Here is a 25,673-nt window from a genome sequence, read left to right on the forward strand (position 1 = left end):
CGGACACCCCATTGGGGTGTCCGACACCGTCGGGCCCGAGGTGACCCTGAGTCGACCCTGCGGCGACGGCCGACGGGTGGTGCGGCGTACCGGGTCAGATCCGCCCGGTGGCGGCGGCCCGGCGCCGGGAGATCGCGTCGACGCTGGCCGCGACCAGCAGGACCAGACCGGTGACGATGTACACCACCGCCGAGGGCTGGTTGAGCAGACCCATTCCGTTCGCGATGATGGCCACCACCAGACCGCCGAGGATCGCGTCGGCCACCCGGCCCTTCCCACCGAACAGGCTGGTGCCGCCGATGACGGCCGCGCCCACCGCGTACAGCAGGGTCGAGGAACCACCGGTGCTGGGCGAGACCGAGTTGTCCCGGCTGGCCAGCAGGATCCCGGCGAGACTGGCGAGCGTCGAGCAGGCGATGAAGCAGATCAGCCGGACCAGCAGCACGTTGATGCCGGCCCGCCGGGCCGCCTCGGCGTTGCCGCCCACCGCGTAGACGTGCCGACCGAACGGGGTCCGGGACAGCAGGAACGTCAGGCCACCGAGCAGCACGATCAGCACCGGCACCACCCACGGCACCCCCTTGATGGAGGTGACGGCCGGGTTGCGGCTGCGCTCGATGCTCAGGTAGTAGGTGGGCAGGGCCAGCAGCACGGTCATGGCGACGACCTTCAACGCCCACACCGGGATGCCGTGGTTGTGCAGGCCGCCGGCCCGACGGGTCAGGATGCGGCGCAGCGACAGCAGGGCGTAGACCGCCACCACCAGGACCACCAGGACCCAGCCGAGCCAGACCGGCAGGTTGCTGTTCATCACCCGCAGCAGCGTCGCGTCGCGCAGCGGGATCGTGCCGCCCTCACCGATCACCTTCAGCATCACGCCCTGCAGGCCGAGGAAGGCCGCGAGGGTGACCACGAAGGACGGGATGCCCAGCCGGGCCACCAGCAGGCCGATGACCGTGCCGATCACCGCGCCGGTGAACAGGCAGATCAGCGTGCCCAGCCACCAGCTCAGGCCGGTGTGGTCCCGCAGCATCAGGCACATCACGGAGCTGGCGGTGCCGGCCGTGTAACCGGCCGACAGGTCGATCTCGCCGATCAGCAGCACGAACACCAGACCCATGGCGATGACGATGACCGCCGCGCCCTGGTTGATCAGGTTGGCGAAGTTGAAGGCGTTGGTGAAGGTGTTCGGCCGCAGTGCCGTGAAGACGATGACCAGTACCACCAGGCCGAGAACGGCGGGCAGACCGCCGACGTCGCCGCCGCGCAGCCGCGCCAGGTAGTCGACAAAGGCCGCCCGGACTCCCTGCGATCCGTTGTCCGGTGTCGACACCGGGGTGGACTCGCCGGACCCGGTCAGGGTGGGTGCGCTCACTGCTCCGCCTTCCGTTCGCGCGGGCTGTCCTCGCGCGGTTCCGTTCCCGTGCTCGCGGGCTCGTGGCCGGCTCCGCCCAGATCCTCGCCGTCGGTCCTCGGCGTGCCGTCGGTGCGGGGACCGTGCGAGGCGTTGGCACCGGTGGTGATCAGCTCGACCACCTGTCCCTGGGTGACGTCCTTCGCCGACACCTGCGCGGCCATCCGGCCCAGGTGCAGCACCGCGATGTCGTCGGCGACCTCGAACACGTCGTTGAGGTTGTGGCTGATCAGGACGACCGCCAGCCCGTTGTCGGCCAGCCGGCGGACCAGCCGGAGCACCTGTTCGGTCTGGGCCACCCCGAGCGCGGCGGTGGGTTCGTCGAGGATCACCAGCCGGGAGTTCCACAGCACGGCGCGGGCGATCGCAACGGTCTGTCGCTGGCCGCCGGAGAGGCTGGCCACCAGCTGCCGCATCGACACGACGGTCCGGACCGACAGGCTGTCCAGGGTCTGGCTGGCCCGCTGCTCCATGGCCGCCTCGTTCAGCACACCACCGCTGCTCAGCTCCCGGCCGAGGAACATGTTGTGCACGATGTCGAGGTTGTCGCACAGCGCCAGGTCCTGGTAGACGACCTCGATCCCCAGCGCGTTGGCCTGCTTCGGCGAGGTGACGTGGACCTGCTGACCGTCGAACACGTAGCGGCCGGAGTCGAAGGTGTGGATCCCGGCCAGCCCCTTGATCAGGGTGCTCTTACCGGCGCCGTTGTCGCCGACCAGGGCGGTGACCCGGCCGGCGCTGACGTCGAGGTTGACATCCCGCAGCACATGGACCGGACCGAAGCTCTTGTTGATGCCGCGCAGGGAAAGCAACGTCCCCGGCTGGGCCGGGGCGGCGTCCGCGGGGGGCGCGGCGGTACCCGGAGTCGTCATGCTCACCTCAAGGGGCGGTAGGGGTTACGAAGGAACTCCCCGGGCGCGACCACCGGCCGGCGGTCCCGGTAGGGGACCACCGGCCGGTGGAACGACCAGGCAGGTACGACGTCAGGAGACGCCGTGCTCGGTGCACGCCTTGGCGAACTCGCCGGTGCAGATGTCGGTGGCCTTCCAGTAGCCGTCGGCGATCACGTCCTTGACGTTGTCGACGGTGATGGCCTGCGGGACCTGCAGGGAGGACGGCACGTCCTTGTTCAGGACGGTGTCCTTCACCGTGGCGGTGGCCACGCCCGCGGCGTCCTGCCCCTTGATCAGCGCGACGGCCAGCTGCGCGGCGGCGTCGGCCTCCTTCTTGGCGGCCTTGTACACGGTCATGCACTGGTCGCCGGCCAGGATCCGCTGCAGACCCTCCTTGCTGGCGTCCTGACCGGTCACCGGAACCTTGCCGTTGAGCTTGTTGGCCTTCAGTCGGGCGATGATGCCGCCGGCCATCGTGTCGTTGGCCGAGACAACCCCGTCGATCTTGCCGCCGTTCTGCGTGAACAGCTGCTCGAACGCGGTGCCCGCGATGTTGGCGTCCCACTTGCCGGTCTGGTCACCGACGAGCTTGTACTTGCCACCGTCGATCTGCGGCTTGAGCGCCTCGACGTAGCCCTCCTTGAACAACTTGGCGTTGTTGTCCGTCGGGTCACCGTTGATGTACACAATGTTCGCGCTGGTCTTGCCGGCCTTGTCCAGGCAGGTCTTCAGACCGTCGCCGATGAGCTTGCCGACCTGCACGTTGTCGAACGACACGTAGTACGACGCGCCGCCACCGAGGGTCAGCCGGTCGTAGTCGATCGTCTTCACGCCGGCCGCCTGGGCCTTCTTCAGGCACGCCGAGCCGGTCTCGGAGTCGACGTTGGTGATCAGCAGGACCTTGACGCCCTCATTGATCATGCTCTCGCAGAGCGTGCCGAACTTCGCCTTGTCCCCGTCGGCGTTCTGGATGTCCGACCCGACGCCGGCCGCGTCGAACGCCGCCTTCAGCATCGGCCGGTCGTTCGCCTCCCAGCGCGGAGAGGTCGTGGTGTCCGGGAGGATCACGCCGACCTTCCCGCTACCGCCGCCACTCGCGTCGCCCGAGGAGTCGTCGGAGTTGCCGCAGGCGACCAGCGCCGCCGCGCTGGCCAGCGCCACGGCCACGGCGCCGAGCTGTCTGATCCGCATTTGTTTCCTCCACACGTTCAGGGCAAAGGGGGGCAGCTCGCCGACCAGAGCATGGCGTTGCTGCGGGTCCGGTGGTGACCACCGCGCTGTGGATCCCGGCCCGTGCCTCCTGTTTCGTGGCCAAGGTATTTCGATCACCAGTTCCGGCGCTAGATGCGAGCGCGATACAGGTTGGTCACGATTGGGCATCACCGTAGCTTGATCGAGAGCCAAACGTTATCCAGCGTCCGCGCCGGGCATGGTCGCCCACCGGTGGGGGTAGGGAGCAGTGATCGATCCCCATGCTCCGCGGCACCCGGCGGGTCGCCCCGGCCCGCCGCGCCGTGGTCAGCGTCGACCACAGGAGAAACGTATGAGAGCAGCCCGGGTCACCCTCGCCGCGCTGACCGCGACGCTGGTGACGGTACCGATCGGCACGTCACCCGGCCGGGCGGACGGCGCGGTTGCGCCCGGCGCCCCGGGCGCCGCCGCCACCTGGACAGCCGCCGACAAGAGTGGCTTCGGCACCGCGTACGACGCCCCGAACAGCAAGGTCTGGTTCACCGTCGGCGCCCGTGGCGGTCTCACCGAGGTCTACTATCCCGACCTCGGCACCCCCAGCGGACGCAGCCTCGACTTCGTGGTCTCCGACGGTCGCGGCGCGGTCCGGGCCGGCGAGGCCGGCGACGGTCACACCGACGTCGTCGACAGCGCGGGCCTGACCTTCGTCCACACCGACACCGCGACCGGCCGGTGGCGGCTCACCACCCGGTACGTCACCGACCCGGCCCGCTCCACAGTGCTGGTCGACGTCGACTTCACCAGCCTGGACCGGCGACCCCGCGCCCTGTACACGGTGTACGACCCGGGGCTGACCAACGACGGCGGCGACGACACCGGGACCACCACGGCACACGCGCTCACCGCGACCGACGGGCACACCGGCAGCGCCCTGAGCGCCAGCCCCGACTTCACCGCCACCTCCACCGGGTACGCCGGAAGCAGCGACGGCTGGACCGACCTGCGCGACGGGCGTCTCGACCACCGGTACGCCACCGCGCCGACCCCCGGCAACATCGTGCAGACCGCCCGTACCGCGCTGACCGGCACCGCCGGCCGGCGCCACCTGACCCTGGCTCTGGCCTTCGGTTCCACCGCGACGGCGGCGCTGGCCGACGCCGGCGCCGCACTGCGGCGCGGCTTCGCCGACGCGGCCCGCGCCTACGCGACGGGCTGGACGGGTTACCTGCGCCGACTGGCGCCGGTGCCGACCAGCCTGCGTGGCACCGACCAGCGCCGGCTGTACCGGGTCTCCGAAATGGTGCTGGCCGCCAGCGAGGACAAGACCCACCGGGGTGCCTTCGTCGCCTCACCCACGATGCCGTGGGTGTGGGGCCAGGAGGCCAGGTCCGGGCCGTACCACCTGGTCTGGTCCCGGGACCTCTACCAGATCGCCACCGCGCTGATCGCCGCCGGTGACCTCGCCGGGGCCCGCCGGGCGCTCGACTTCCTGTTCCAGGTGCAGCAGCGGCCCGACGGGTCGTTCCCGCAGAACACCGACGTGGCGGGCACCCCCGTCTGGGACAACCTCCAACTCGACGAGGTGGCCCTGCCACTCGTGCTGGCCGCCCAACTGCGCCGCACCGACCCCGGCACCTGGTCGCACGTCAAGCGGGCCGCGGACTTCCTGATCGGCTTCGGCCGGGACGGGCACACCGCGCCGTGGACCCCGCAGGAGCGTTGGGAGAACCAGAGCGGCTACTCCCCGGCCACCATCGCCGCCGAGATCGCCGGGCTGGTCTGCGCCGCCGGCATCGCGCGGGCCAACGGCGACACCGACTCGGCCGACCGGTACCTGGCCACGGCCGACGACTGGCGGTCCAAGGTGGACTCCTGGACGGTGACCAGCACCGGCCCGTACGGTCCGAAGCCGTACTACCTGCGGCTGAGCAAGGACGGCGACCCGGACGCCGCGACGACCTACCCGGTGGGTGACTCCGGGCCGGCCGCGGTGGACCAGCGGGCCGTGGTCGACCCCAGCTTCCTGGAACTGGTCCGGCTCGGCGTCAAACCCGCCGACCACCCGGCCGTGCGGAACACCCTCGCCGTGGTCGACCGGCAGCTCGGCTTCACCACCCCCGGCGGCCGGTACTGGCACCGGGCCTCCTTCGACGGGTACGGCGAGACCGTCACCGGCGCGGACTGGAACTTCGACTTCCCGGCGGACAGCCGGGCCACCCGGGGACGCGGCTGGCCCCTGCTGAACGGGGAACGCGGCGAGTACGCCCTCGCGGCGGGCGACCGGGCGGTCGCCGGCCGGGAACTGTCGGCGATCGCCAGCACGGCCAGCCCGAGCCTGATGCTCGCCGAGCAGGTGTGGGACGACCAGGCACCGTCCGGACAGCCCGGTTTCCGCCCCGGCACGGGCACCCGCTCGGCGACCCCGCTGATCTGGACCCACGCCCAGTACGTACGGCTCGCCGTCGACCTGGCCGCCGGCCGGCTCACCGACCAGCCCGTCGAGGTGACCACCCGCTACACGAGGTAAGGAAGGGCCCCTTGTTATCGCCTTTTTTGTATACGAAGGGGCCCTTCCTGACGCCGAACCGGGGCGGGCTGGTCGGACCGGGAGCCGCCAGCCCGTTCCGGCCACCGGGAGCCGCTTCCGGTGTTGTCCCGGGCGTGCTGCACCGGGCCGTCCAGTCGACGTGACGGGGGGCGTCCGAGATGGGAACAGCACGGTGCGCGCGGCACCGTTCGACGGCGTCGGTCGCGTACCAGGGTTGGACAGCGCGGTGTGCGCGGCAACGTTCGACCGTCCGGCGCCCGGGAGGCGCGCAACAGCGACGGAACGACCGGCTGGACGCCGCCGCGCGGCGCGCGGCACCACTGTCAGTTCACCGTCTATCTGCTGCGGGACCGGGTCGACCTGGGCGGTGAACCCGATCCGGACGAGGCTCGGGAGAAGATCATCGCCGCGGCCGTCGGCAGCGGCCGGTTGACCGGTCTGTTCGGGGTGGCCTGACCCGGGCGGCCATAATGGGCGGATGGCGTGGGGGATCGACGGCCTTCGGTTTCTGCTGGACTATCTGGTCCTGGTGGGCTGCGCTGTGCTGGTGGCGCTCGTCCCCAGGTGGCTGGTCGGCTCCCGTACCCGCGGCCCCGGGCCGGGGCTGGTGGAACTGGCCTACCTGACCGACCGCGCCGGGTTGGCCTGCCACCTCGGCATCGCCGCGTTACGGCGGTCCGGTGCGGTCCGGGCGGCCCCGCTGTCCACGCTGGTGGCCGACGGTCCGGCACCGGCCCGGTCGGCGCCGCTGATCCGAGCCCTCCACGCGGCGGCGCGACAACCCGCGACCTGGACCGCCCTGCGCGGTGACCCGGCGGTACGGGTCGCGCTCGGCCAGGTGGCGTCCCGGCTGCACCGTGACGGCTGGCTGTTGAGCCGCCGCCAACTCCGGGTCATCCGGCTGGCCGTGGTTCCGCTGTACCTCGTACCCCTGGTCGTGCCGGCCCGGTTGCTGGCCGGCGATCACGGCCGGGCCGGTGGACCGGCGGCGGTCGTCGGGTTGATTTTCGCGGGCGCGGCGACACTGCTGTCGGCCTGGCGGTTGTCCGAGGTCCCCGAGGTGGGCCGGGCCGGCCGGCGGCTGCTCCGCCGTGCCCGGCGCGAACACACCGACCTGGCCCCCGGCCGCCGACCGCGGTACAGCGAACGGCCCACCGCCGACCTGCTGCGGGCGATGGCGCTGTTCGGGCCCCGTCCGCTGCTCGCCGTCGATCCGGCCTTCGCCAATCTGGTCGGGATCCGGGAGGCGAACCTGACGCCGTTCCCGGGCGACGTCACACCGTCGCCGGCCGGCCGCGACGCCCAACTGCTGAACGAGCCATGATCGGGTACGCCGGGCCGGGTGAGCGACCGGGTGAATCTTGGACGGAAACCGTCAACAGCGAACGGTTTCCGTCCAAGATCGGCTCGGTGGGAGTCGGGGTCGGATCGGGTCAGGCGGCCGGTGGGGTGAGCAGCCGGCGTACCCGGTCGGCGCCGACCGCGAGCAGCAGGGTGGGCAGCCGGGGACCGGTGTCCCGGCCGGTCAGCAGCCGGTAGACCAGCACGAAGAAGGCCCGCTGGGCCACCTTCAGCTCCGGGGTCGGCCTGGTGTCCAGCGGCAGGCCGAGCATCCGCTTCGGTACGCCGTACAGCAGGGCGGTGAGTCCGTCCAGGGACCAGTGCTCAGCCACCCCGTCGACGAGCAGGCGCAGCGACTCCCGCTCCCGGTCGTCCAGTGCGGTCAGCAGCTCCGGGTCCGGCTCGTCGCGGACCTGGGTGCGCTGCTCGGCCGGCAGTTGGGTGCCGACCCAGTGCCGCGCCTTGTCCAACCGGGGCCGGACCTCGTCGAGCGAGCCGACCGGCGCCGCCGGGTCCAGGTCGGTCAGGATGCGCAGCATCTGCACCGGGTCTCCGGTGGTGATGTCGACGACCGAGGCCAGCGTCCGGTACGGCACCGGACGGGGCGTCCGGGGCAGCGCGGCGGAAGCGGTCCGCACCGCCCGGTCGTACGCGATGGCGTCGGCCGGCGGCGCGGTGCCCTCGGCGACCTTGCGGCCCAGCGCGTCCCACTCGTCGTAGAGCCGGTGGATCTCCTGGTCGAAGGCGATCTTGAACGCCTGGTTGGGCCGGCGCCGGGTGTAGAGCCAGCGCAGCAGCGGTGCCTCCATGATCTCCAGGGCGTCCGCCGGGGTCGGCACACCTCCCCGGGAGCTGCTCATCTTGGCCATGCCGCTGATGCCGACGAAGGCGTACATCGGGCCGATCGGCGGCTCGGCGCCGAACACCTCGCGGACGATCTGGCTGCCCACCACGTACGACGAGCCGGGCGAGCTGTGGTCGACGCCGGACGGCTCGAAGACCACCCCCTCGTACGCCCAGCGCATCGGCCAGTCGACCTTCCAGACCAGCTTGCCCCGGTTGTGCTCGGACAGCAGCACCTTCTCGTCGTGCCCGCAGGCGCAGATGTACGTCAGCTCGGTCGTCTCGTCGTCGTACCCGGTGACGTCCGTGGTGTCCCGCCCGCAGACCGAGCAGTACGGCTTGTAGGGGTAGTAGCCGCTCGCCGCGCTGCCGTCGTCCTCGGTCGCCGCGCCGGAACCGGCCGCGGCCTCGACCGCCGCCGCCGCGTCGGCGGCGTCGCCGGCCGGCTGCGGGGCCGGCTTGGGCTTGGTGCGGTACCGGGCCAGTACCGCGTCGATCCGGTCCCGCTCCCGCATGGCCAGCAGGATCTGATCCCGGTACGCCCCGGAGGTGTACTGCCGGGTCTGGCTGATCCCCCGGTACTCGACACCCAGTTCGGCCAGCGCCTCGATCAACGGCGCCTTGAAGTGCTCGGCCCAGTTCGGGTACGCGCTGCCGGCCGGCGCCGGAACCTCGGACAGCGGCTTGCCGATGTGCTCGGCCCAGGCCGGATCGATGCCGACCGGCACCTTGCGGAACCGGTCGTAGTCGTCCCAGGAGATGATGTGGACGCACTCGTGGCCGCGTCGGCGGATCTCGTCGGCGACCAGGTGCGGGGTCAGCGCCTCGCGCAGGTTGCCCAGGTGAATCGGGCCGGACGGGCTCAGGCCGGAGGCACAGACGATGGGCTTGCCCGGCGCCCGGCGTTCCGCCTCAGCGATGACCTCGTCGGCGAACCGGTGGACCCAGTCGGCCTCCACGCTGTGCGTCACGGTGCAGCACATCCTTTCGGTCACAATCGGTGGCGCTGCCGGAAAGCCTTCCATACCGCAGAAACCGGGCCGCGCCCTGGTCGGGTCCGGTTGCCCGGCCGGTCCGCCGGCCCGCTCGGCCCGTGGCTGGCATAGTTCCTCCTGACAGGGAGGCGGGCGTGACCGAGGTGATGGGGCGGGTGGCCCAGGCGTTCGAGTTCGTCGGCGTCGGCGTACTCGTCGTGGGCCTGCTGTGGTCGGCGCTGCTCGCCGGTCGGACCTGGCGGGCCCGGGGCGGCCGGGCCGGCTACCAGGCGCTGCGGGAGACCTTCGGCGGTGTGCTGCTGCTCGGCCTGGAGATCCTGGTCGCCGCCGACCTGATCCGGACCGTCGCCGTGTCGCCGACCCTGCAGAACGTCGCCGGTCTGGGCCTGATCGTGCTGATCCGGACCTTCCTCAGCTTCTCCCTGCAGATCGAGATCGAGGGCGTCGCCCCGTGGCGTCGCGCCCTGGTCACCGGCCCGGAAGTGCTGACCCGGGCCACCCGGTCCCAGACCCGGGCCGGACCGGACCAGGCCGGGGAGGCCGGCGGCGGGCCGGCCTCGCGAGGCCGGCCCGCCGCCCGGTGACCGGGTAGGTCAGCTGACCCCGGTGATCGCCTTGATCGCGTTGATGCCGAAGTAGACCAGGAACGCGGCCGACACCGCCCACATCAGCGGGTGAACCTGCCGGGCCCGCCCCTGGACCACCCGGATCAGCACCCAGCTGAGGAACCCGGCGCCGATGCCGTTCGTGATCGAGTACGTGAACGGCATGAGCACCATCGTGAGGAACGCCGGAACGGCGACCGCGACATCGGTGAAGTCGATGTCCCGCACCTGACGGATCATCAGGGCACCCACGATGACCAGCGCCGGAGCCGCCGCCTCGCTGGGCACCAGGGACACCAGCGGGGTGAGCAGCAGCGCCGCGAGGAACAACACCCCGGTGACCACGTTGGTCAGCCCGGTCCGACCGCCCTCGGCGATGCCGGCGGACGACTCGACGTAGGTGGTGGCCGAGGAGGCGTTGGCCGCGCCACCGGCCGCCGCCGCGACGCCGTCGACGAACAGCACCCGCCCCAACCGGGGTACGTCGCCCGCCGGGGTCGCCAGGCCGGCCTGCCGGGACAGGCCGACGGTGGTACCCATCACGTCGAAGAAGTCGGCCAGCACCAGCGTGAACACCAGCAGCAGCGCGGTCATCACGCCCACGTTCGCGAAGGCGGTGAACGACACGTTGCCCACCAGGTGCAGGTCCGGCGCCTTGATCAGCGGGTCCGGCAGGGTCGGCACGTTGAGCTGCCAGCCGGTCGGATTGGGCTTGCCGTTCACGAACGCCGGTCCCGGCTTGGCGATCCGGTCGACGATCACCGCGATGACGGTGGTGGCGAGGATGCCCAGCAGGATGCCGCCGCGTACCTTGCGGGCGACCAGCGCCGCGGTGAGCAGCAGGCCGATGATGAACACCACGGTGGTCCAGCCGCGCAGCGTGCCGTCGCTGCCGAGTTGCACCGGGACCGTCGTACCGGCGGCGTCCGGGATGCGGCGCACCAGACCGCCGTCGACCAGTCCGATGATCGCGATGAACAGGCCGATGCCGGCGGCGATCGCCGCCTTGAGTTCACCGGGGATGGCCCGGAAGACGGCCTGCCGGAAACCGGTGATCACCAGCACGGCGATGATCACGCCCTCGATGACCACCAGGCCCATCGCCTCGGCCCAGGTCATCTGGCTGGCGATGCTGTACGCGACAAAGGCGTTCAGGCCGAGCCCGGTGGCCACCGCGAACGGCACCCGGCCGACCACGCCCATCAGGATGGTCATGACGGCGGCGACCAGCGCGGTCACCCCGGCCACCGGGGCGATGCCGAGCAGGTTGCCCGCCTTGTCCGGCGCGGTGCCGATGATCAGCGGGTTGAGCACCACGATGTACGCCATCGTCGCGAAGGTGGTGATGCCAGCCACGATCTCCCGCTTGACCGTGGAGCCACGGCGGGTGATCTCGAAGAACCGGTCCAGGGCGTTGCCCTCGGCGGCCGGTTCCGGACCGCTGGCGGGGGAGGGGGCATCCTCGCTGCGCTCGCTCATGCCGGCACTCCGCTGCGCTGCGTGCCGTCATGAGGCTCCACCGCACTGCGCCTGATTATTCGCTCGCTGCGCTCGCTCATGGCGTAGCTGGCTCCGTTCCGGGTTGGCCCGCCGGCGTGCCGATCGGGCGGTTGAGGGGCCGCCGTCCCGATTCGGTTGGCCCGGAGAACGTCGGGACGGCCGTGCCGGGCAGGTCCGCCCAACACGCACGAAGGCGCCGCCGGTGGGCGGCGCTTCCGCGACCACCGTACCGGTCCGGACCGCGCGGGCCACCTGCCCGTTCGGGCCCCCTCGCCGGTGATGTTGGTAACTACCAGCGGCCGACGGCGCCGGTCAACCGGCAGGTGGGGCGGCACCGCCACACCGTGGTGAGGGGCCAGCCGGGGTACGTCGGGATGCGGGGTCAGCCGGGGTACGTCGGGATGAACCGTTCCAGCCGGTCGAGGCAGCCCTCCCAGCCCGCCACGTGATTCTGCCGGTCCGCCTCCGCCACGAAGCCCGCGTGCGCGATCGACACCTCGGTGCCGCCGCCGGCCTGCCGCAGCCCGACCGTCACCAGCGTCTCCAGCGGGTCGCTGTCCCACCGCCAGGTGAACGCCAACCGGTCCAGCGGTTCGACCTCGCGGTACGTCCCGCCGACGGCGATGCCCCCACCCGGCCCGGCGATCCGGTACCGCCCGCCGGGTCGCACATCGAGTTCGGCCGTGGTCCGGAAGCGGGGTGGCCAGAACCAGCGGGTCAGTGGCACCGGTTCGGTCCAGGCCGCCCACATCCGGTCCAGCGCGGCGGCGATCGGTCGGGTGACGGTGAGCTCTGGCACGCTTCCTCCATCCGTCCGGCGTGGGTCCGGCGTCGGCCCAGGCTAGCCTTCCGACGCGGCGTGGTGAACCCCGTCGATGCCTGGCCGGTTCTCCGGACCGGTGTCGACCCGTTCCGGATCGGGCAGTTCGACCGGGAGCGGTACCGGTCGCTTGGCCACCCGGTCGTCCCAGGGCGACCGTCCGGGCAGCTGTCGCAGCAGCCAGGGCAGCAGGTGACGACGGATCCAGGCCAGCTCCGCCCGGGCCGCCTCGGGCCGACGACGGCGGGCCGCGGGCTCCAGCGGCCGGGACCAGGTGTCGTCGGCACCGGGCAGCCCGACCGTGTACGCGAGCGCCGCCGCGATGCGCTCATGACCGGCGCTGTTGGCGTGCAACCGGTCATCGCTCCAGAGCCGAGGGTCGGACGCCACCGGGTACGCGCCGAGGTCCAGCAGCGTCGCGCCGGAGGCGGCCGTCACCTCGCGCAGCGCCTCGTTCAGGGCGACCACCCGGCCGCGCAGCGGACGGGCCGCCGGCATGACCGGAGCCGGATCGGGCAGCGTGAACGTCAGCACCGTCGCGCCCTGGTCGACCAGGGCGCGTTGCATCGCGCCGACGTCGGCGGCCACCGCGTTCACGTCGAACGACACCCGCAGCACGTCGTTCATCCCGGCGACCACCGTGGCGAGGTCCGGCGCCAGGCGCAGCGCCACCGGCAGTTGCTCGGCGCGGATCCGGCCCGCGGTCCGTCCCCGGATGGCCAGGTTCGCGTACTCCAGCCCGCCCTGCGCACTCGCCACCAGGAGCGCGAACCGGTCGGCCCAACCCCGGTAGCCGCCGGTCCCGTCCGGATCGTCGAGCCCTTCGCTCGTGCTGTCGCCGATGGCGACGTAGCGCTGCCACATCATGGCCCGAGGCTATCGAGGGCCGGTGACCTCGGCCACCGCCGGCACCGCGGTCCGTGAGCCCGGCCGCGTCGGCCGTCCGTCCCCGGTCGTCGGCCCGCCGGCCGGCCACCCGCCGGTCGGCGGTCGGTCGGCCGGGGACGGGCGGGCCGTCGGCCCGGCGGCCGGCGAGTCGGTCCGGCGCGAATCGTCGGGGCGCGAGCCGGCCCGGCGTGGGTCGTCATGGCGGGAGTCGGTCCGGCGCGGGTCGGTCCGGCGTGGGTTGTCGACCGGCTCGCCGAGCAGGACGGACAGCCCGTCGGCGAAGGTCCGCCGCCAGTTGACGTAGTCGTGCGCGCCCGAGTACTCGGCGTACGTCACGTCGTAGCCCCGCTCGACCAGCATGTCCCGGAACCGGCGGTTCACCGTCACCTGGTCGAGCCCGGCGCCGCGTGGGCTGAAGGTCTCCTGGTCGCCGACATCGAGGTACCAGCGCACCGGGCGGGCCGGCCGGTCGGCGTACACCCGGGTCAGCCATTCCGGATCCCGGTCGGCGGGTGGCGTCGGCCACCAGAAGCTGCCGGACTGGGCGAGGACCGCGCCGAACCGGTCGGGTGCGGACAGCCCGACGTACGCGGCGGCCAGCCCACCCAGCGACGAGCCGGCGACGACCCGTCGCCCGGGGTCGTCGGTCAGGTTCCACCGCCGCTGGGCCCACGGCAGCAGCTCGTGGATGACGAACGCGCGGATCGGACCGGCGCCGCGCAGTTCCCGGAACCGGCGTGCCCCGTTGGGCGTGCTGACGAACAGCGCCAGGGTCGGGGGTATCCGACCGGCGGCGATGAGGTTGTCCAGCGTCGTCGGGATCCGCAGCGCCCGACGGGACAGGTAACCGTCGAAGACCACCAGCACCGGCAGCGGGCCCCGGGGCCGGCCCGGCGGCCGGTAGACGGCGATCCGCCGCCGCCCGCCGAGGGAGCGGGACCGCAGCGTGGTGTGCAGCAGTCGGCCGCGCGGCACCCCGGGCCTGGGCCGGCTCCACCTGTCGACCGGTGCCGCCGGCAGTTCCAGCAGGGAGGCCCAGACCTCCCGGTCGTACGGATCGGCCGGGTCGGCCGGGAACCGGAACGGGTGGCGGTTGACGGGATCCAGGTGGGTGCTGCCGGCGCCACTGGCGTCAGCGGGCAGATCCTCGGTGCCGTGCCGGAGGAAGTACAGGGTGCGTAGATCGGTGGGCAACCGCCGGGACCCGTACCACAGGTCCGTGCCCTCGATCCGGGTCAACGGCAGGTCCAGCCCCCAGCCGGTGGCGGTCTCGGCCGCGCAGCCGCGCCAGAGGAACGTCACCAGCGCGCTGTCCGGCTCGACCCGTTCCACCAGCGGGGTGCCGGTGGCGGTCACCGTCCGCCAGAACTCGTCCACCGCCCGGTCACCACCGGCGGGTAGTTCACGCAGCAGGCGGTCGATGCGCGGACTGGTTTCGGTCACGGTTGGTTTCCTCCCGACGCCAGGACGTGTCGGGAACACGTTTCCGCAAATATGTTTCGCGATCAATACTGTCGTGACCCGTCACCTGAGTGACCACCCGGTCACAAATACCACCCGGAGGTGTCGCCGGTTCGTCACCGTCCGGACAACCGCTCGGCTCGTTCCTTGAGGTAGCGACGCTCGGGATGGCTGCTGGTGCCGTCGGCCGCCGTCAGGTAGGCGACCCGGGCAGCCTCCGGGTCACCGGCGAGTTCCAGCAGGTGCGCGCGGACCGCCGCGAGCCGGTGGTGCCCGGCCAGCAGCTCGTCACCGGCCAGGTCGTCGAGCCGGTCGAGGCCGGCGCGCGGTCCGGACACCATCGCGGTGGCGACCGCGTGGTTCAACGCCACCACGGGGCCGGGGTCGAGCCGGCGCAGCAGGTCGTACAGGCCGAGGATCTGTCGCCAGTCGGTGGCCGCGGCGGTCGGGGCCTCCGCGTGCAGCGCGGCGATCGCGGCCTCGATCTGGTACGGCCCGAGCGGCCCGCGGACCAGTGCCGCGCTGACCAGGTCGACCCCGGCCCGGATGGCGACCTGGTCCCAGCGGGTCCGGTCCTGCTCGGCCAGGGGCACCAGGGCGCCGTCCGGGCGGGTGCGGGCGGCGCGGCGGGCGTCGGTGAGCAGCATCAGCGCCAGCAGTCCGGTGACCTCACCGTCGTCCGGCAGCAGCCGGTGCACCAGCCGGGTGAGTCGGATCGCCTCACCGGTCAGTTCCACCCGGTGCAGCTGCTCGCCCGAGCTAGCCGTGTACCCCTCGTTGAAGATGAGGTACAGCACCCGCAGCACCACCCGGAGCCGGTCCGACCATTCGGCGGCGGGCACCGGCTCGAAGGTGGCGCCGGCCGCCCTGATCCGTTGTTTGGCCCGGCTGATCCGCTGCGCCATCGTGGCCTCGGGCACCAGGAACGCCCGGGCGATCTCGACGGTGCTCAACCCGCCCACGGCCCGCAGCGTCAAGGCCACCTGCGAGGTGGCCGACAGGGTCGGGTGGCAGCACAGGAACAGCAGGGTCAGCGTGTCGTCCTCGCCGGTGGCGCGCTCCTCGTCGGGTGGGGGTGCGACGAGCGCGTCGCCGGGGTCGAGCGCGGCGGCCGTGACCTCCCGCCGCCGCCGGGCCGACTCGCTGCGGAACTGGTCGGTCAACCGGCGGCCGGCGACGGTGACGAGCCAGCCGCGCGGGTTGGCCGGCACACCGCGTTCGGGCCAACCGAGGGCCGCCTCCAGCAGCGCCTCCTGCACGGCGTCCTCGGCCGCGTCGAACTGCCCGTACCGGCGCACGAGCGTGCCGAGGACCTGCGGCGCCAGCTCGCGCAGCAGGTCCTCGACGGCGCCGGTGCCAGTCATCGCGGCATCCCCTGGAGCAGGCCCACGTCGACATTCTGCCGCCGGCCGTGTCGAGACCGGCCTCGCGGCTCCGACCTTCCTCCGGCGGCGCCGGTCGGCGCCGGCGATACCGAACCGAGGGGACAAACGCGATGTCACAGAGCGGTACGAGGGTGCCGGGCCGGGCCGGCCGGCGCGAGTGGGCGGCGCTGGCCGTGCTCGCGCTGCCGACCCTGCTGGTCTCGATCGACGTCTTCGTCATGCTGCTGGCGCTGCCACGGATGAGCGCAGACCTGGGCGCCGACGGTGTGCAGCAGCTGTGGCTGATGGACAGCTACGGGTTCACCCTGTCCGGCTTCATGATCACAATGGGCACGCTGGGCGACCGGATCGGTCGTCGCCGGCTGCTGCTGACCGGTGCGGCGGCGTTCGGGCTGGCCTCCGTGCTCGCCGCGTACGCCCCGAGCCCGGAACTGCTGATCGCCGCGCGGGCCGTGCTCGGGGTGGCCGGCGCGACGCTGGCCCCGTCCGCGCTCGCGCTGATCAACGGGATGTTCCGCGATCCCCGGCAGCGGGGCCTCGCCATCGGTGTCTGGCTGGTCTGCTTCATGGGCGGCGCCGCCCTCGGACCGATCGTCGGTGGCCTGCTGCTCCAGCACTTCTGGTGGGGCTCGGTCTTCCTGCTCGGCGTACCGGCGATGGTGGCGCTGCTGATCCTCGGTCCGGTGCTGCCCGAACACCGCGCGGCGCGGGCCGGCCGGCTCGACCCGGTGAGCGTCGCGCTGTCCCTCGGTGCGATCCTGCCCGTCGTCTACGGGCTCAAGGAGCTTGCCCGGGCTGGCTGGCGCCCGGCGCCGCTACTGGCCCTCGGCGTCGGCCTGGTCGTCGGGGTGGCCTTCGTCCGCCGGCAGCGGGGGTTGGCCGACCCCCTGCTCGACCTGCGCCTGTTCGCCAACCGCACGCTGCGCGCCGCGCTCGGTGGAATGTTCGCCGGCACCCTGCTGACCGGTGCGCTCATGCTCTTCTCCACCGGGTACCTGCAACTGGTGGTCGGGTTGTCCCCGCTGGCCACCGGGCTGTGGATGCTCGCTCCGGCGGTGGCCTCGATGGTGAGCTTCGTCGGCGCGCCGCTGCTGGCCCGGCGGGTCCCACCGGGCCGGCTGATCGGTGCCGGCTTCGCGGTGTCGGCGGTCGGGTTGGCGCTGCTCACCCGGGTCGGCCCCGAGGGCCAGCCGGTGCTGCTGGTCGCCGCCTGGGCCCTGATCAACATCGGCGCCGGACCGTTCGTCACCCAGACCACCGACCTGGTCATCGGCAGCGCGCCGCCGGACCGGGCCGGTTCGGCGGCGGCGTTGACCGAGACCAGCGGCGAGTTCGGGTTCGCCCTCGGCATCGCGGCGTTGGGCAGCCTGGGCGCGGCGGTCTACCACGCCCGGTTGGATCTTCCGGTCGGCGTACCGGGTGACGCCGCCGCCCGGTCCCGCGAGTCGCTGGCCGGTGCCGTCGCGGCCGCCGGCGAGCTGCCGGTACGCCTCGGCGACGCGCTCCTGTCGGCCGCCCGTGGCGCGTTCACCACGGGCCTGCACGTGGTGGCCGGGGTCAGTGCGGTGCTGCTCGGTGTGGTGGCCGTGCTCGCGACGACCACGCTGCGGCACGTCCCGCGCAGCGGCGACACGGTGACGGCCGGCGACGCGGCGGCGGTCGGCGACACGGCGACGGCCGGCGACACGGTGACGGTCGGCGACGCGGCGACGGTCGGCGGCGAGGACGCGCCGGTAAGTCGACCGGGCCGGCCATAATGGACCGATGGTGAAATGGGAATACGCTCTCCTGGTCCGCCGCAGGCAGGCCGAGGGCCAGGCCTGGGGTCTCTACTACTTCTGGTACGGACCGGACGGTTCCCGGGTCGACGTGACCGCGTACGGCGACACCGCGATCGCTCACCTGAACCGGGTCGGCGCGGAAGGCTGGGAGCTGGTGTCCGCCGCTGAGGACGTGAACAACCTGCAGGGCACCACGGAGGTGCACCGCTATCACCTGAAGCGGCCGATCCGCACCAGTTGAGGTCGGGAGCCGCTCCCCACTGTCCTGCGCTCCGGTCGTCCGAATGCCGCGAAAGGGGCAGGACGCCGGCCCGAACCACAGGACGGTGGGGAGGGGCTGTCGGACCTCCCGGTTAGCCTCGGACCCGTGGCGACCCATCACCTCTCCCGGGCCGACGCCCGCCGCGTCGCCGTGCGGGCCCAGTTGCTGGACGCCGCCCGGCCGACCGGCCTGCTCGACATGGTGCGCCACCTGACGCTGCTCCAGATCGACCTGACCGCCGCCGTCGCGCCGAGCGCCCACCTGGTGGCCTGGAGCCGCCTCGGTTCGGCGTACTCGCCGGCGGACCTGGAGGAGGCGTTGGAGATCCGGGCGCTGCTGGAGTTCCGTGGGATGATCCGGCCCGCCGAGGACCTGGCGCTGTACCGGGCGGAGCTGGCCGAATGGTCCGGACGGGGCAAACTGAAGGACTGGCAGGAACATCAGCGTGACTGGGTACGGGCCAACGACGGGTGTCGCCGGGACATCCTCGACCGGCTCGCCGTGGCGGGTCCGCTGCCGGCACGCGACCTGCCCGACACCTGCGTGCGGCCGTGGCGCTCCAGCGGCTGGAACGACAACCGCAACGTCGGCCAACTGCTGGACCTGATGGTGAGCCGGGGCGAGGTCGCGGTCGCCGGTCGGAGGGGCCGGGACCGGCTGTGGGACCTGGCGGACCGGGTCTATCCCGACGATCCGGCGGTGCCGCTGGACGAGGCGCTGCGGCTGCGCGACGAGCGGCGGCTGCGGGCGCTGGGCATCGTCCGGGCGCGCGGGGCGGCGCAGCAGGTCGAGCCGGCGGAGGTGGGGGAGGCCGGCGAGCCCGCCGTCGTGGCGGGCGTCCGGGGCACGTGGCGGGTCGATCCCAGCCTGCTCGGCCAGCCGTTCTCGGGCCGCGCGGCGCTGTTGTCCCCGTTCGACCGGCTGGTCTACGACCGTAGGCGCGCGGTCGAGCTTTTCGGGTTCGACTACCAGGTGGAGATGTACAAACCCGCCGCCAAGCGCCGCTGGGGCTTCTTCGCGTTACCGATCCTGTACGGCGATCGGCTGGTGGGCAAGCTCGACGCCACCGCTGACCGGAGCGCCGGGGTGTTCCGGGTCGACACGATCCACCGGGACGTGCCCTTCGACGAGGAGCTGACCTTCGCGGTGGATCGCGAGATCGTCGACCTGGCTCACTGGCTCGGACTGGAACTCTCGGTGCCGGACCGCTAGGCCGACACCGCCGAGGCTCCCCGGGCCCCCGGCGCCCCGGAGACCGCCGGGAGTCTCCCGGACGGCTGGATCGCGGGGGCCGTCCGGGACCCCCGCGATCCGGGGCGTCAGGATGATCCGGCCTCCTTCTCCCGGCGCCGCAACTCCGCCTCCCGCCGCCGCAGGTCGGCCTCCCACTTGCTGAACAGCTCCTCATCGTCGCGCCGGGTTCGGGTGCGGCTGACCAGGAACTCCGGGTCGTCATCCGGCCCGATCGGTCGGGGCCGCTCGTACTCCGGGAAACCGCTGCCCGGCCGCCACGCCGCGCCCCGGCCGGCCCGGTGCGTCTGGGGGCGACCGGCGACGAACCAGACGACCGGTCCGATGGGCGGGAAGAGCAGGATGATGAAGACCCAGGCCACCTTCGGCAGGCTCCGAATGGCGAACTCGTCGGTGGACAGACAGTCGATCAGCGCGATGACGATCAGGATCAGATCGACGAAGAACAACAATCCATAGAGACGAAACACGCCAGAGATGATGACGCACGCCGGTCGCGTCGTGTGCCCCGGGCCGTGCTCGGTCACCGAACGTCTCGACCGACGCCGGTGGCCGCCGGTCTGGTGGCCGGTGCGGTGTTCAAGCAGGTCTGGAAGGTCGCTGCCGACGCCGGTGGTCCGCGGGTGGGCCGGCTCCGGTACCGGTCAGGGCCGCAGGATCAGCCGGCCGCGTACCCCGCCGGACTCGATCCGGCGATGCGCCTCGGCCGTCTCGGCCAGCGGAAGCTCATCGGCGATCCGGGCGGTGAGGTCGCCGGCGACCAGCAGCTGGTTGATCATCCGCGCCGCCCGGCCAAGGTCGGTGGCCGACGCCCGACTGATCACGAAGCCCGCGACGCGTACGTCCCGGGTGTACGCGGCCCGCACCGGAAGCGTCGTGGCGGGCGCGGCGGCGGCGGTCAGCAGGATGGTGCCGCCGGGCCCGGTGGCCCGAACCGCCAGATCGAGATCGTGGTGCCCGGAGGTGTCCCAGAAGACGTCCACGCCGTCCGGCGCCAGGGCGGCCAGCCGGGAGGCCAGGTCGGGATCCCGATGGTCCACCGTGGCCGCCGCGCCGATGGACCGGCAGCGGGCGTGGTCCACCGGACGGGCGGCGGCGATCACCCGGGCGCCCGCGGCGGCGGCCAGCCGGGTGGCCGCCGACCCGACGTTGCCGCCCGCGCCGCCCACGTACACCGACTGGCCGGGTCGCAGTCCGGCGTGGACGAACCAGCCCAGGTACGCGGTGGCCGCGGGGTGCGCCACCGCCACCGCGGTCACCGGGTCGACGGCCGTCGGCAGCGGATAGACCCGCTCGGCCGGCGCGACGGCGTACCGGGCGAACGATCCCGGCCGCCCGTCGTGGCCGAGGCTGTTGCACCACACCCGGTCGCCGGGCCGGTACGCCGGAACACCCGCCCCGACCAACCGGACGGTCCCGACGAGGTCCCGCCCGAGTACGAACGGGAACGGCGTGGGGGTCGGGTACGCGCCGGACCGGATCAGCGCGTCGACCGGGTTCACCGCGACCGCCTCGACCTCCACGAGCACCTCGGTGGGCCCGGGTCTCGGCACCGGCAGCTCGCCGACCCGGACCACCTCGGGTCCACCCAGTTCGGTCACGTACGCGGCGGGCATCCTGTCCGGCAGTCCGTGCGGGCTCACGCCCCCAGTCTGGCAGCGCCGAGCACAGGTGGTCCGCGAACGTGCCGGCAGTGGTCCGCGAAGGTGTCGCCGGTGGGGTCAGCGAACGTGCCGGCGGTAGCCGTCCAGCGCGGCGGCCAGCACCTCCGGCCCCGGCCGGGACCACACGTCGGCGTTGAACACCTCGACCTCGACCGGGCCGGTGTATCCGGCCGCGTCGACAGCCTCGCGCAGCCGGCGCAACTCGATGCAGCCGTCGCCGGGCAGACCCCGGCCGAGCAGCACCCCGGCCGGCAGCGGGGTGATCCAGTCGCAGACCTGGAAGCTGGCGATGTGCGCGCCGGCCCGGGCGATGTCCGCGTACACCCGGTCGTCCCACCACACGTGGTACGCGTCGACCACCACCCCCACCACGGCCGGGTCGAACCGGTCGGCGATGTCCAGGGCCTGGCCGAGGGTGGAGATCACGCACCGGTCGGCGGCGAACATCGGGTGCAGGGGTTCGATCGCCAGGGTCACCCCGGCGGCCTCGGCGTGCGGGGCGAGCGTCGCCACCGCGTCGGCGACCCGCCGGCGGGCGCCGTCGACGTCACGATCGCCGTCGGGCAGCCCACCGGAGACCAGGACCAGCACCGGGGCGCCGAGCGTGACCGCCTCGTCGATGGCCCGGCGGTTGTCGTCGTACCAGTCGGCGCCGGTGAAGAAGCCGCCCCGGCAGAGCGTACTGACGGTGATGCCGGCGTCCCGGACCAGCGCGGCGGCGCGGTCCAGACCGTGCTCCGCGACCGGCTCGCGCCACAGTCCGACGGCGGTCACCCCGGCCGCCCGGCACCCGGCGACCAGGTCGGGCAGCGGCCAACCGGTGGCGGTGGCCTGGTTGAACGAGAACCGGCCGGTCACCCCGGCACGCCCTGGGTGTGGAAGAAGGCCCGCGCCCGGGCGGCGGCCAGGTCGGCGTCGGGCAGCAGCCCCGCGGCGTCGGCCAGCACCAGCAGCCGGCCGAGGTGCCGGGCCGACCGGCCGCTGGCCAGGCCGCCGACCATGGTGAAGTGGTCCTGGTGGCCGGCCAGCCAGGCCAGGAAGACGATGCCGGTCTTGTAGTAGTAGGTGGGTGTGCCGAAGATGTGCCGGGACAGCGGCACGGTCGGCGCCAGCATCCGGTCGTACCCCGCCAGGTCCCCGTCGTCCAGCGCGGCCAGCGCGGGCCCGGCGACCGGGGCGATGGCGGCGAAGATGCCGAGCAGCGCGTCCGAGTGGTGCTCGCCGTCGCCCCGGATCAGCTCCGGATAGTTGAAGTCGTCCCCGGTGTACATCCGGACCCCCGCCGGCAGCGAGCGGCGCAGCTCGCGCTCGCGCTCGGCGTCCAGCAGTGACATCTTGATCCCGTCGATCCGGTCGGCGTGCGTGCGCAGCAGGGTCAGCACGGTGTCGGTGGCGGCGTCCAGGTCGGTCGAGCCCCAGTAGCCGCGCAGCGCCGGGTCGAAGGCGTCACCGAGCCAGTGCAGCAGCACCCGACCGGGCGCCTGGTCGAGCACCGCCGCATACGTGGCCAGGTAGTCGTCGGCGGTCCGGGCCGCCGCCGCGAGGTGCCGGCTGCACATCAGCACCGGTACGGCACCGGCCCCGACCACGTCGGCCAACTGTTCCAGGTACGCCTTGACCACCTCGTCGAGGCTGGCCGGCGCTCCGGCCGGAAGCTGGTCGGTGCCGACCCCCGCCACGATCCGCCCGCCGACCGCGCGGGCCTCGGCCGCAGAACGGCGGATCAACTCCCGGGTCGTCGGGTGGTCCAGCCCCATGCCGCGCTGAGCGGTGTCCATCGCCTCGGCCACGCCGAAGCCGTACCGCCACAGGTGATGCCGGAAGGCGAGGGTGGCGTCCCAGTCCAGCACGGCCGGGGCGCCGGGGGTGTTGTCGGCCAGCGGGTCGGCCACCACGTGCGCGGCGGCGTACCCGATGCGGGACCGGAACGGCCGGGGCGTCGGAGGGGTACCGCCGCGCAGGGTGTGGCGTTCGCCGCCGGGGAGCGTGACGGTGGGGTTTCCGGCGGTCGGGGTGGGGGCGGTGCCGGGACCCCGCCCGCTCTGGGCGGTCAGGGTGGGTGGGGCGGTGCCGGGACCCCGCCCACTCTGGGCGGTCAGGCTTGATCCCGTCGTGGGCGGGGTCCCGGCACCGCCTGGGTCGCTCGTCGTGTGGGGGGTGGGGCTTGGTCCCGTCGTGGGTGGGGTTGTGGCACCGTCTTCGTGGCTCATTCGTGGTCCTGGAGGGGGATGCGGCGGCCTTCACGGGCGGAGCGGAGGCCGAGTTCGGCTAGGCGCACGCCCCGGACGCCGGAGTGGAAGTCCCAGGGGAACGGGGCGTCCTCGACGACGTGCCGTAGGAAGGCCTCCCACTGCACCTTGAAGCCGTTGTCGAACTCCGTGTTGTCCGGAACCGGCTGCCACTGCTCCCGGAAGGGTTCGGTGGCCGGCAGATCCGGGTTCCAGACCGGCGCCGGGGTGGTGGCGCGGTGCTGGACGCGGCAGTTGCGCAGCCCGGCCACGGCGCTGCCGTGCGTGCCGTCCACCTGGAACTCGACGAGTTCGTCCCGGTGGACGCGGACGGCCCAGGAGGAGTTGATCTGCGCGATGATGCCGCCGGCCAGCTCGAAGATGGCGTACGCGGCGTCGTCGGCGGTGGCCTGGTACGGCTGGCCGTGCTCGTCGACCCGTTCCGGCAGGTGCGTGGCGGTGCGTACGGTGACCGCCTCGACCGGGGCGAAGAGCTGTTCCAGCAGGTAGTGCCAGTGCGGGAACATGTCGGCCACGATGCCGCCGCCGTCGGCGGTCCGGTAGTTCCAGCTGGGCCGCTGCGCCGGCTGCCAGTCACCCTCGAAGACCCAGTAGCCGAACTCGCCGCGTACCGACAGGATGCGACCGAAGAAGCCGCCGTCGATCAGCCGCTTGAGCTTGCGCAGGCCGGGCAGGAAGAGCTTGTCCTGGACGACACCGTGCTTGAGGCCGCGTTCGGTGGCGAGCCGGGCCAGGTCCTCGGCGCCGGCGAGCGTCTCGGCGAGCGGTTTCTCGGTGTAGACGTGCCGGCCAGCCTCCAGGGCCGTCCGGATCGCCTTCTCCCGGGCGCTGGTGACCTGGGCGTCGAAGTAGATCTGGACGTCGTCGCTCGCCAGCGCCGTGGCCAGGTCCGTGTGGTAGCGGGTCAGGCCGTGTCGTTCGGCGATCGCGGCGAGTTTGTTCTCGTCGCGGCCGACGAGCACCGGCTCGGGCCAGATCCGGCCGCCGTCCCGGGTGGGCAGTCCACCGGCCTCCCGGATGGCCAGCAGGGACCGGACCAGGTGTTGCCGGTAACCCATCCGGCCGGTCACTCCGCCCAGCGCGATACCGATCGAGGTGCGCTTCATCCGTGTCCTTTCGCCCGACCTGCCTGGGAGCCGGCGTAGGCGCGACCCGGCTCGCGAGATCGCTTTCAGAAAGCGCTTTCCGAGTTACCATATCGACGCCCACACCGGGCGGTCAAGCGTCAGGACAGGGGAGCTCATGGCTGCACGTACCCACGTGACCTTGGAGGATGTGGCCCGCGCCGCGGGGGTGTCGCTGGCCACCGCCTCCCGGGTGCTGAACGGCACGGCCACCGTCCGGCAGGATCTGAGCGAGCGGGTCCGGGAGGCGGCCGGGCGGCTGGCGTACACGCCGAACGCCCATGCCCAGGCGCTGGCCGGCGGATCCCGGCGGACCGTCGGGATCGTCTGCCACGACGTGAGCGACCCCTACTTCGCCGCGGTCGCCAGCGGCGTCATGCGGGTGGCCGCCGAGAACGGCCTGCTGGTGATGCTGGCCAACACGTTCCGGGACCCGGCCCGGGAGATCGCGTACGTGTCGCTGCTGCGCGCCCAGCGGGCGCCGGCGATTCTCCTGATCGGCTCGGGATTCGAGGATCGTGACTGGGAGCGGGCCCTGGCCGAGGAGGTCGAACCGTACCTGCGGGGCGGTGGCCGACTCGCCGTGGTGAGCCGGCACCGGAACCTGCGGGTGGACAGCGTGCTGCCGGAGAACCGACTCGGTGCCGCGGAGCTGGCCCGCCGGATGCTGGAGCTGGGGCACCGGCGCTTCGCGGTGCTGACCGGGCCGCCGGTGCTGACCACGGTGACCGACCGGCTCGCCGGGTTCCGGGACGAGTTGGCGACGGCCGGGGTGTCCGGCACCGATCTGGAGGTCTGCGCTGGCTCGTTCGACCGAGCCGGCGGTTACGCGGCGATGACCGAGCTGCTGGACCGAGGGTCGCGGGCCACCTGTGTCTTCGCGGTGACCGACGTGATGGCGATCGGCGCCCTCGCGGCGCTGCGCGATCGTGGCCTGTCGGTCCCGGACGATGTCTCGGTCGCCGGCTTCGACGACATCCCGATCGTCCGGGATCTGACCCCGGCCCTCACCACTGTCGCGCTGCCGCTGGAAGAGCTGGGGGAGCGGGCCATGCGGTTGGCGCTGACCGAGAATCCGGGCCGGCGCAGCCGGGTCCACCGGGTTCGTGGCGAGGTGGTGGTCCGGGCGAGCACGGCCCCGCCGGCGAGCTGACGCCGCCGCGCCCGGGACCGGGTTCGGGACCGGTACGGGTCTGGGCCAGGAGCGGAGCCAGGGCCCGGGGCTGGCGACGCGGTTCTGGCCTGGCGTCCGGCCGGGGCGAGGGTTGGGCAAGTCCTGCCGGGCGGCCGAAGGCCGGCGCTCGACCCGGCCGGCATGGCCCGAAGGCGCCGGCCCGTGCCCCCGGGGGGGTATCGGGGCGTTACCGGGCCGGCGCCCCGGGAGTACTGGTTTATATACAGGTGTGAGAAGCCGAAGCGGCGGACGAACGCTCGGCGCCTGGGTTGGCTGGTGGGCTG

At 72.9% G+C, this 25,673-nt stretch carries 22 protein-coding genes; 8 read left to right on the forward strand and 14 right to left on the reverse strand.

Features of this window, described 5'->3' with window-relative positions; all coding sequences use genetic code 11:
- Positions 1 to 94: 94 nt before the first annotated feature.
- The 3 genes from ACXN5W_RS19095 to ACXN5W_RS19105 all read right to left on the reverse strand — a co-directional run bounded on the left by ACXN5W_RS19095 (position 95) and on the right by ACXN5W_RS19105 (position 3,498).
- Positions 95 to 1,375, reverse strand: coding sequence for a sugar ABC transporter permease (locus tag ACXN5W_RS19095; protein WP_473159683.1), 1,281 nt, complete (start codon positions 1,373 to 1,375; stop codon positions 95 to 97).
- Positions 1,372 to 2,286 (reverse strand): ATP-binding cassette domain-containing protein, encoded by a 915-nt coding sequence (locus ACXN5W_RS19100; protein WP_473159684.1) that lies wholly within the window; start codon positions 2,284 to 2,286, stop codon positions 1,372 to 1,374. Before ACXN5W_RS19100 ends, ACXN5W_RS19095 begins: the two co-directional genes overlap by 4 nt.
- Positions 2,287 to 2,397: 111 nt before the next feature.
- Entirely contained in the window at positions 2,398 to 3,498 is a 1,101-nt protein-coding gene (locus ACXN5W_RS19105; RefSeq protein WP_473159685.1) for a sugar ABC transporter substrate-binding protein, read from the reverse strand.
- A gap of 352 nt (positions 3,499 to 3,850) precedes the next feature.
- Between ACXN5W_RS19105 and ACXN5W_RS19110 the strand changes: the two genes are divergently transcribed.
- From ACXN5W_RS19110 to ACXN5W_RS19120, 3 genes are all read left to right on the forward strand, one after another.
- Positions 3,851 to 6,025 (forward strand): glycoside hydrolase family 15 protein, encoded by a 2,175-nt coding sequence (locus ACXN5W_RS19110; protein WP_473159686.1) that lies wholly within the window; start codon positions 3,851 to 3,853, stop codon positions 6,023 to 6,025.
- 249 nt (positions 6,026 to 6,274) lie between these two features.
- Positions 6,275 to 6,502 carry a YbhB/YbcL family Raf kinase inhibitor-like protein gene (locus tag ACXN5W_RS19115; RefSeq protein ID WP_473159687.1) on the forward strand — a complete coding sequence of 76 codons (228 nt, stop codon included), beginning with the start codon at positions 6,275 to 6,277 and terminating at the stop codon, positions 6,500 to 6,502.
- Positions 6,503 to 6,524: 22 nt separating this feature from the next.
- Positions 6,525 to 7,370 (forward strand): TIGR04222 domain-containing membrane protein, encoded by an 846-nt coding sequence (locus tag ACXN5W_RS19120; RefSeq protein WP_473159688.1) that lies wholly within the window; start codon positions 6,525 to 6,527, stop codon positions 7,368 to 7,370.
- A gap of 109 nt (positions 7,371 to 7,479) precedes the next feature.
- Here ACXN5W_RS19120 and lysS read toward each other — a convergent pair whose 3' ends face one another.
- A complete protein-coding gene (gene lysS, locus ACXN5W_RS19125) occupies positions 7,480 to 9,201 on the reverse strand; it encodes a lysine--tRNA ligase (RefSeq protein WP_473159689.1) in 1,722 nt (573 codons plus the stop codon).
- Between the two features lie 158 nt (positions 9,202 to 9,359).
- On the opposite strand from lysS, the gene ACXN5W_RS19130 reads away from it, so the two are divergent.
- The gene (locus ACXN5W_RS19130; RefSeq protein ID WP_473159690.1) at positions 9,360 to 9,809 is read left to right on the forward strand and encodes a DUF1622 domain-containing protein; all 450 of its coding nucleotides are present in this window, start codon (positions 9,360 to 9,362) and stop codon (positions 9,807 to 9,809) included.
- A 9-nt stretch (positions 9,810 to 9,818) separates the two neighbouring features.
- Here ACXN5W_RS19130 and ACXN5W_RS19135 read toward each other — a convergent pair whose 3' ends face one another.
- From ACXN5W_RS19135 to ACXN5W_RS19155, 5 genes are all read right to left on the reverse strand, one after another.
- On the reverse strand, positions 9,819 to 11,309 hold the full coding sequence (locus ACXN5W_RS19135) for an NCS2 family permease (protein ID WP_473159691.1): 1,491 nt from the start codon (positions 11,307 to 11,309) through the stop codon (positions 9,819 to 9,821).
- A gap of 403 nt (positions 11,310 to 11,712) precedes the next feature.
- On the reverse strand, positions 11,713 to 12,129 hold the full coding sequence (locus ACXN5W_RS19140) for an SRPBCC family protein (protein WP_473159692.1): 417 nt from the start codon (positions 12,127 to 12,129) through the stop codon (positions 11,713 to 11,715).
- A 42-nt stretch (positions 12,130 to 12,171) separates the two neighbouring features.
- On the reverse strand, positions 12,172 to 13,017 hold the full coding sequence (locus ACXN5W_RS19145) for an SGNH/GDSL hydrolase family protein (protein ID WP_473159693.1): 846 nt from the start codon (positions 13,015 to 13,017) through the stop codon (positions 12,172 to 12,174).
- A 9-nt stretch (positions 13,018 to 13,026) separates the two neighbouring features.
- Positions 13,027 to 14,481: an alpha/beta hydrolase-fold protein gene (locus ACXN5W_RS19150; protein WP_473159694.1), complete on the reverse strand. Its 1,455-nt coding sequence runs from the start codon at positions 14,479 to 14,481 to the stop codon at positions 13,027 to 13,029.
- A gap of 134 nt (positions 14,482 to 14,615) precedes the next feature.
- A complete protein-coding gene (locus ACXN5W_RS19155; protein ID WP_473159695.1) occupies positions 14,616 to 15,863 on the reverse strand; it encodes an RNA polymerase sigma factor in 1,248 nt (415 codons plus the stop codon).
- A gap of 131 nt (positions 15,864 to 15,994) precedes the next feature.
- Between ACXN5W_RS19155 and ACXN5W_RS19160 the strand changes: the two genes are divergently transcribed.
- The 3 genes from ACXN5W_RS19160 (at position 15,995) to ACXN5W_RS19170 (ending at position 19,139) form a co-directional block, all read left to right on the forward strand.
- The gene (locus ACXN5W_RS19160; protein ID WP_473159696.1) at positions 15,995 to 17,641 is read left to right on the forward strand and encodes an MFS transporter; all 1,647 of its coding nucleotides are present in this window, start codon (positions 15,995 to 15,997) and stop codon (positions 17,639 to 17,641) included.
- A 7-nt stretch (positions 17,642 to 17,648) separates the two neighbouring features.
- On the forward strand, positions 17,649 to 17,906 hold the full coding sequence (locus ACXN5W_RS19165) for a hypothetical protein (RefSeq protein ID WP_473159697.1): 258 nt from the start codon (positions 17,649 to 17,651) through the stop codon (positions 17,904 to 17,906).
- Between the two features lie 126 nt (positions 17,907 to 18,032).
- Positions 18,033 to 19,139 (forward strand): DNA glycosylase AlkZ-like family protein, encoded by a 1,107-nt coding sequence (locus ACXN5W_RS19170; protein ID WP_473159698.1) that lies wholly within the window; start codon positions 18,033 to 18,035, stop codon positions 19,137 to 19,139.
- A 107-nt stretch (positions 19,140 to 19,246) separates the two neighbouring features.
- Here ACXN5W_RS19170 and ACXN5W_RS19175 read toward each other — a convergent pair whose 3' ends face one another.
- The 5 genes from ACXN5W_RS19175 to ACXN5W_RS19195 form a co-directional block, all read right to left on the reverse strand.
- The gene (locus ACXN5W_RS19175; RefSeq protein ID WP_473159699.1) at positions 19,247 to 19,648 is read right to left on the reverse strand and encodes a PLD nuclease N-terminal domain-containing protein; all 402 of its coding nucleotides are present in this window, start codon (positions 19,646 to 19,648) and stop codon (positions 19,247 to 19,249) included.
- A gap of 174 nt (positions 19,649 to 19,822) precedes the next feature.
- Entirely contained in the window at positions 19,823 to 20,821 is a 999-nt protein-coding gene (locus tag ACXN5W_RS19180) for an NADPH:quinone reductase (RefSeq protein ID WP_473159700.1), read from the reverse strand.
- Between the two features lie 78 nt (positions 20,822 to 20,899).
- Positions 20,900 to 21,700, reverse strand: a complete 801-nt coding sequence (locus ACXN5W_RS19185) for a sugar phosphate isomerase/epimerase family protein (protein WP_473159701.1) — start codon at positions 21,698 to 21,700, stop codon at positions 20,900 to 20,902.
- Positions 21,697 to 23,052 carry a dihydrodipicolinate synthase family protein gene (locus ACXN5W_RS19190; protein ID WP_473159702.1) on the reverse strand — a complete coding sequence of 452 codons (1,356 nt, stop codon included), beginning with the start codon at positions 23,050 to 23,052 and terminating at the stop codon, positions 21,697 to 21,699. The genes ACXN5W_RS19185 and ACXN5W_RS19190 overlap by 4 nt, the downstream gene beginning before the upstream one ends.
- On the reverse strand, positions 23,049 to 24,197 hold the full coding sequence (locus ACXN5W_RS19195; protein WP_473159703.1) for a Gfo/Idh/MocA family protein: 1,149 nt from the start codon (positions 24,195 to 24,197) through the stop codon (positions 23,049 to 23,051). Before ACXN5W_RS19195 ends, ACXN5W_RS19190 begins: the two co-directional genes overlap by 4 nt.
- A gap of 136 nt (positions 24,198 to 24,333) precedes the next feature.
- On the opposite strand from ACXN5W_RS19195, the gene ACXN5W_RS19200 reads away from it, so the two are divergent.
- On the forward strand, positions 24,334 to 25,368 hold the full coding sequence (locus tag ACXN5W_RS19200) for a LacI family DNA-binding transcriptional regulator (RefSeq protein WP_473159704.1): 1,035 nt from the start codon (positions 24,334 to 24,336) through the stop codon (positions 25,366 to 25,368).
- The last annotated feature ends 305 nt before the right edge of the window (positions 25,369 to 25,673 follow it).

This window comes from Plantactinospora sp. A48, assembly GCF_055793945.1.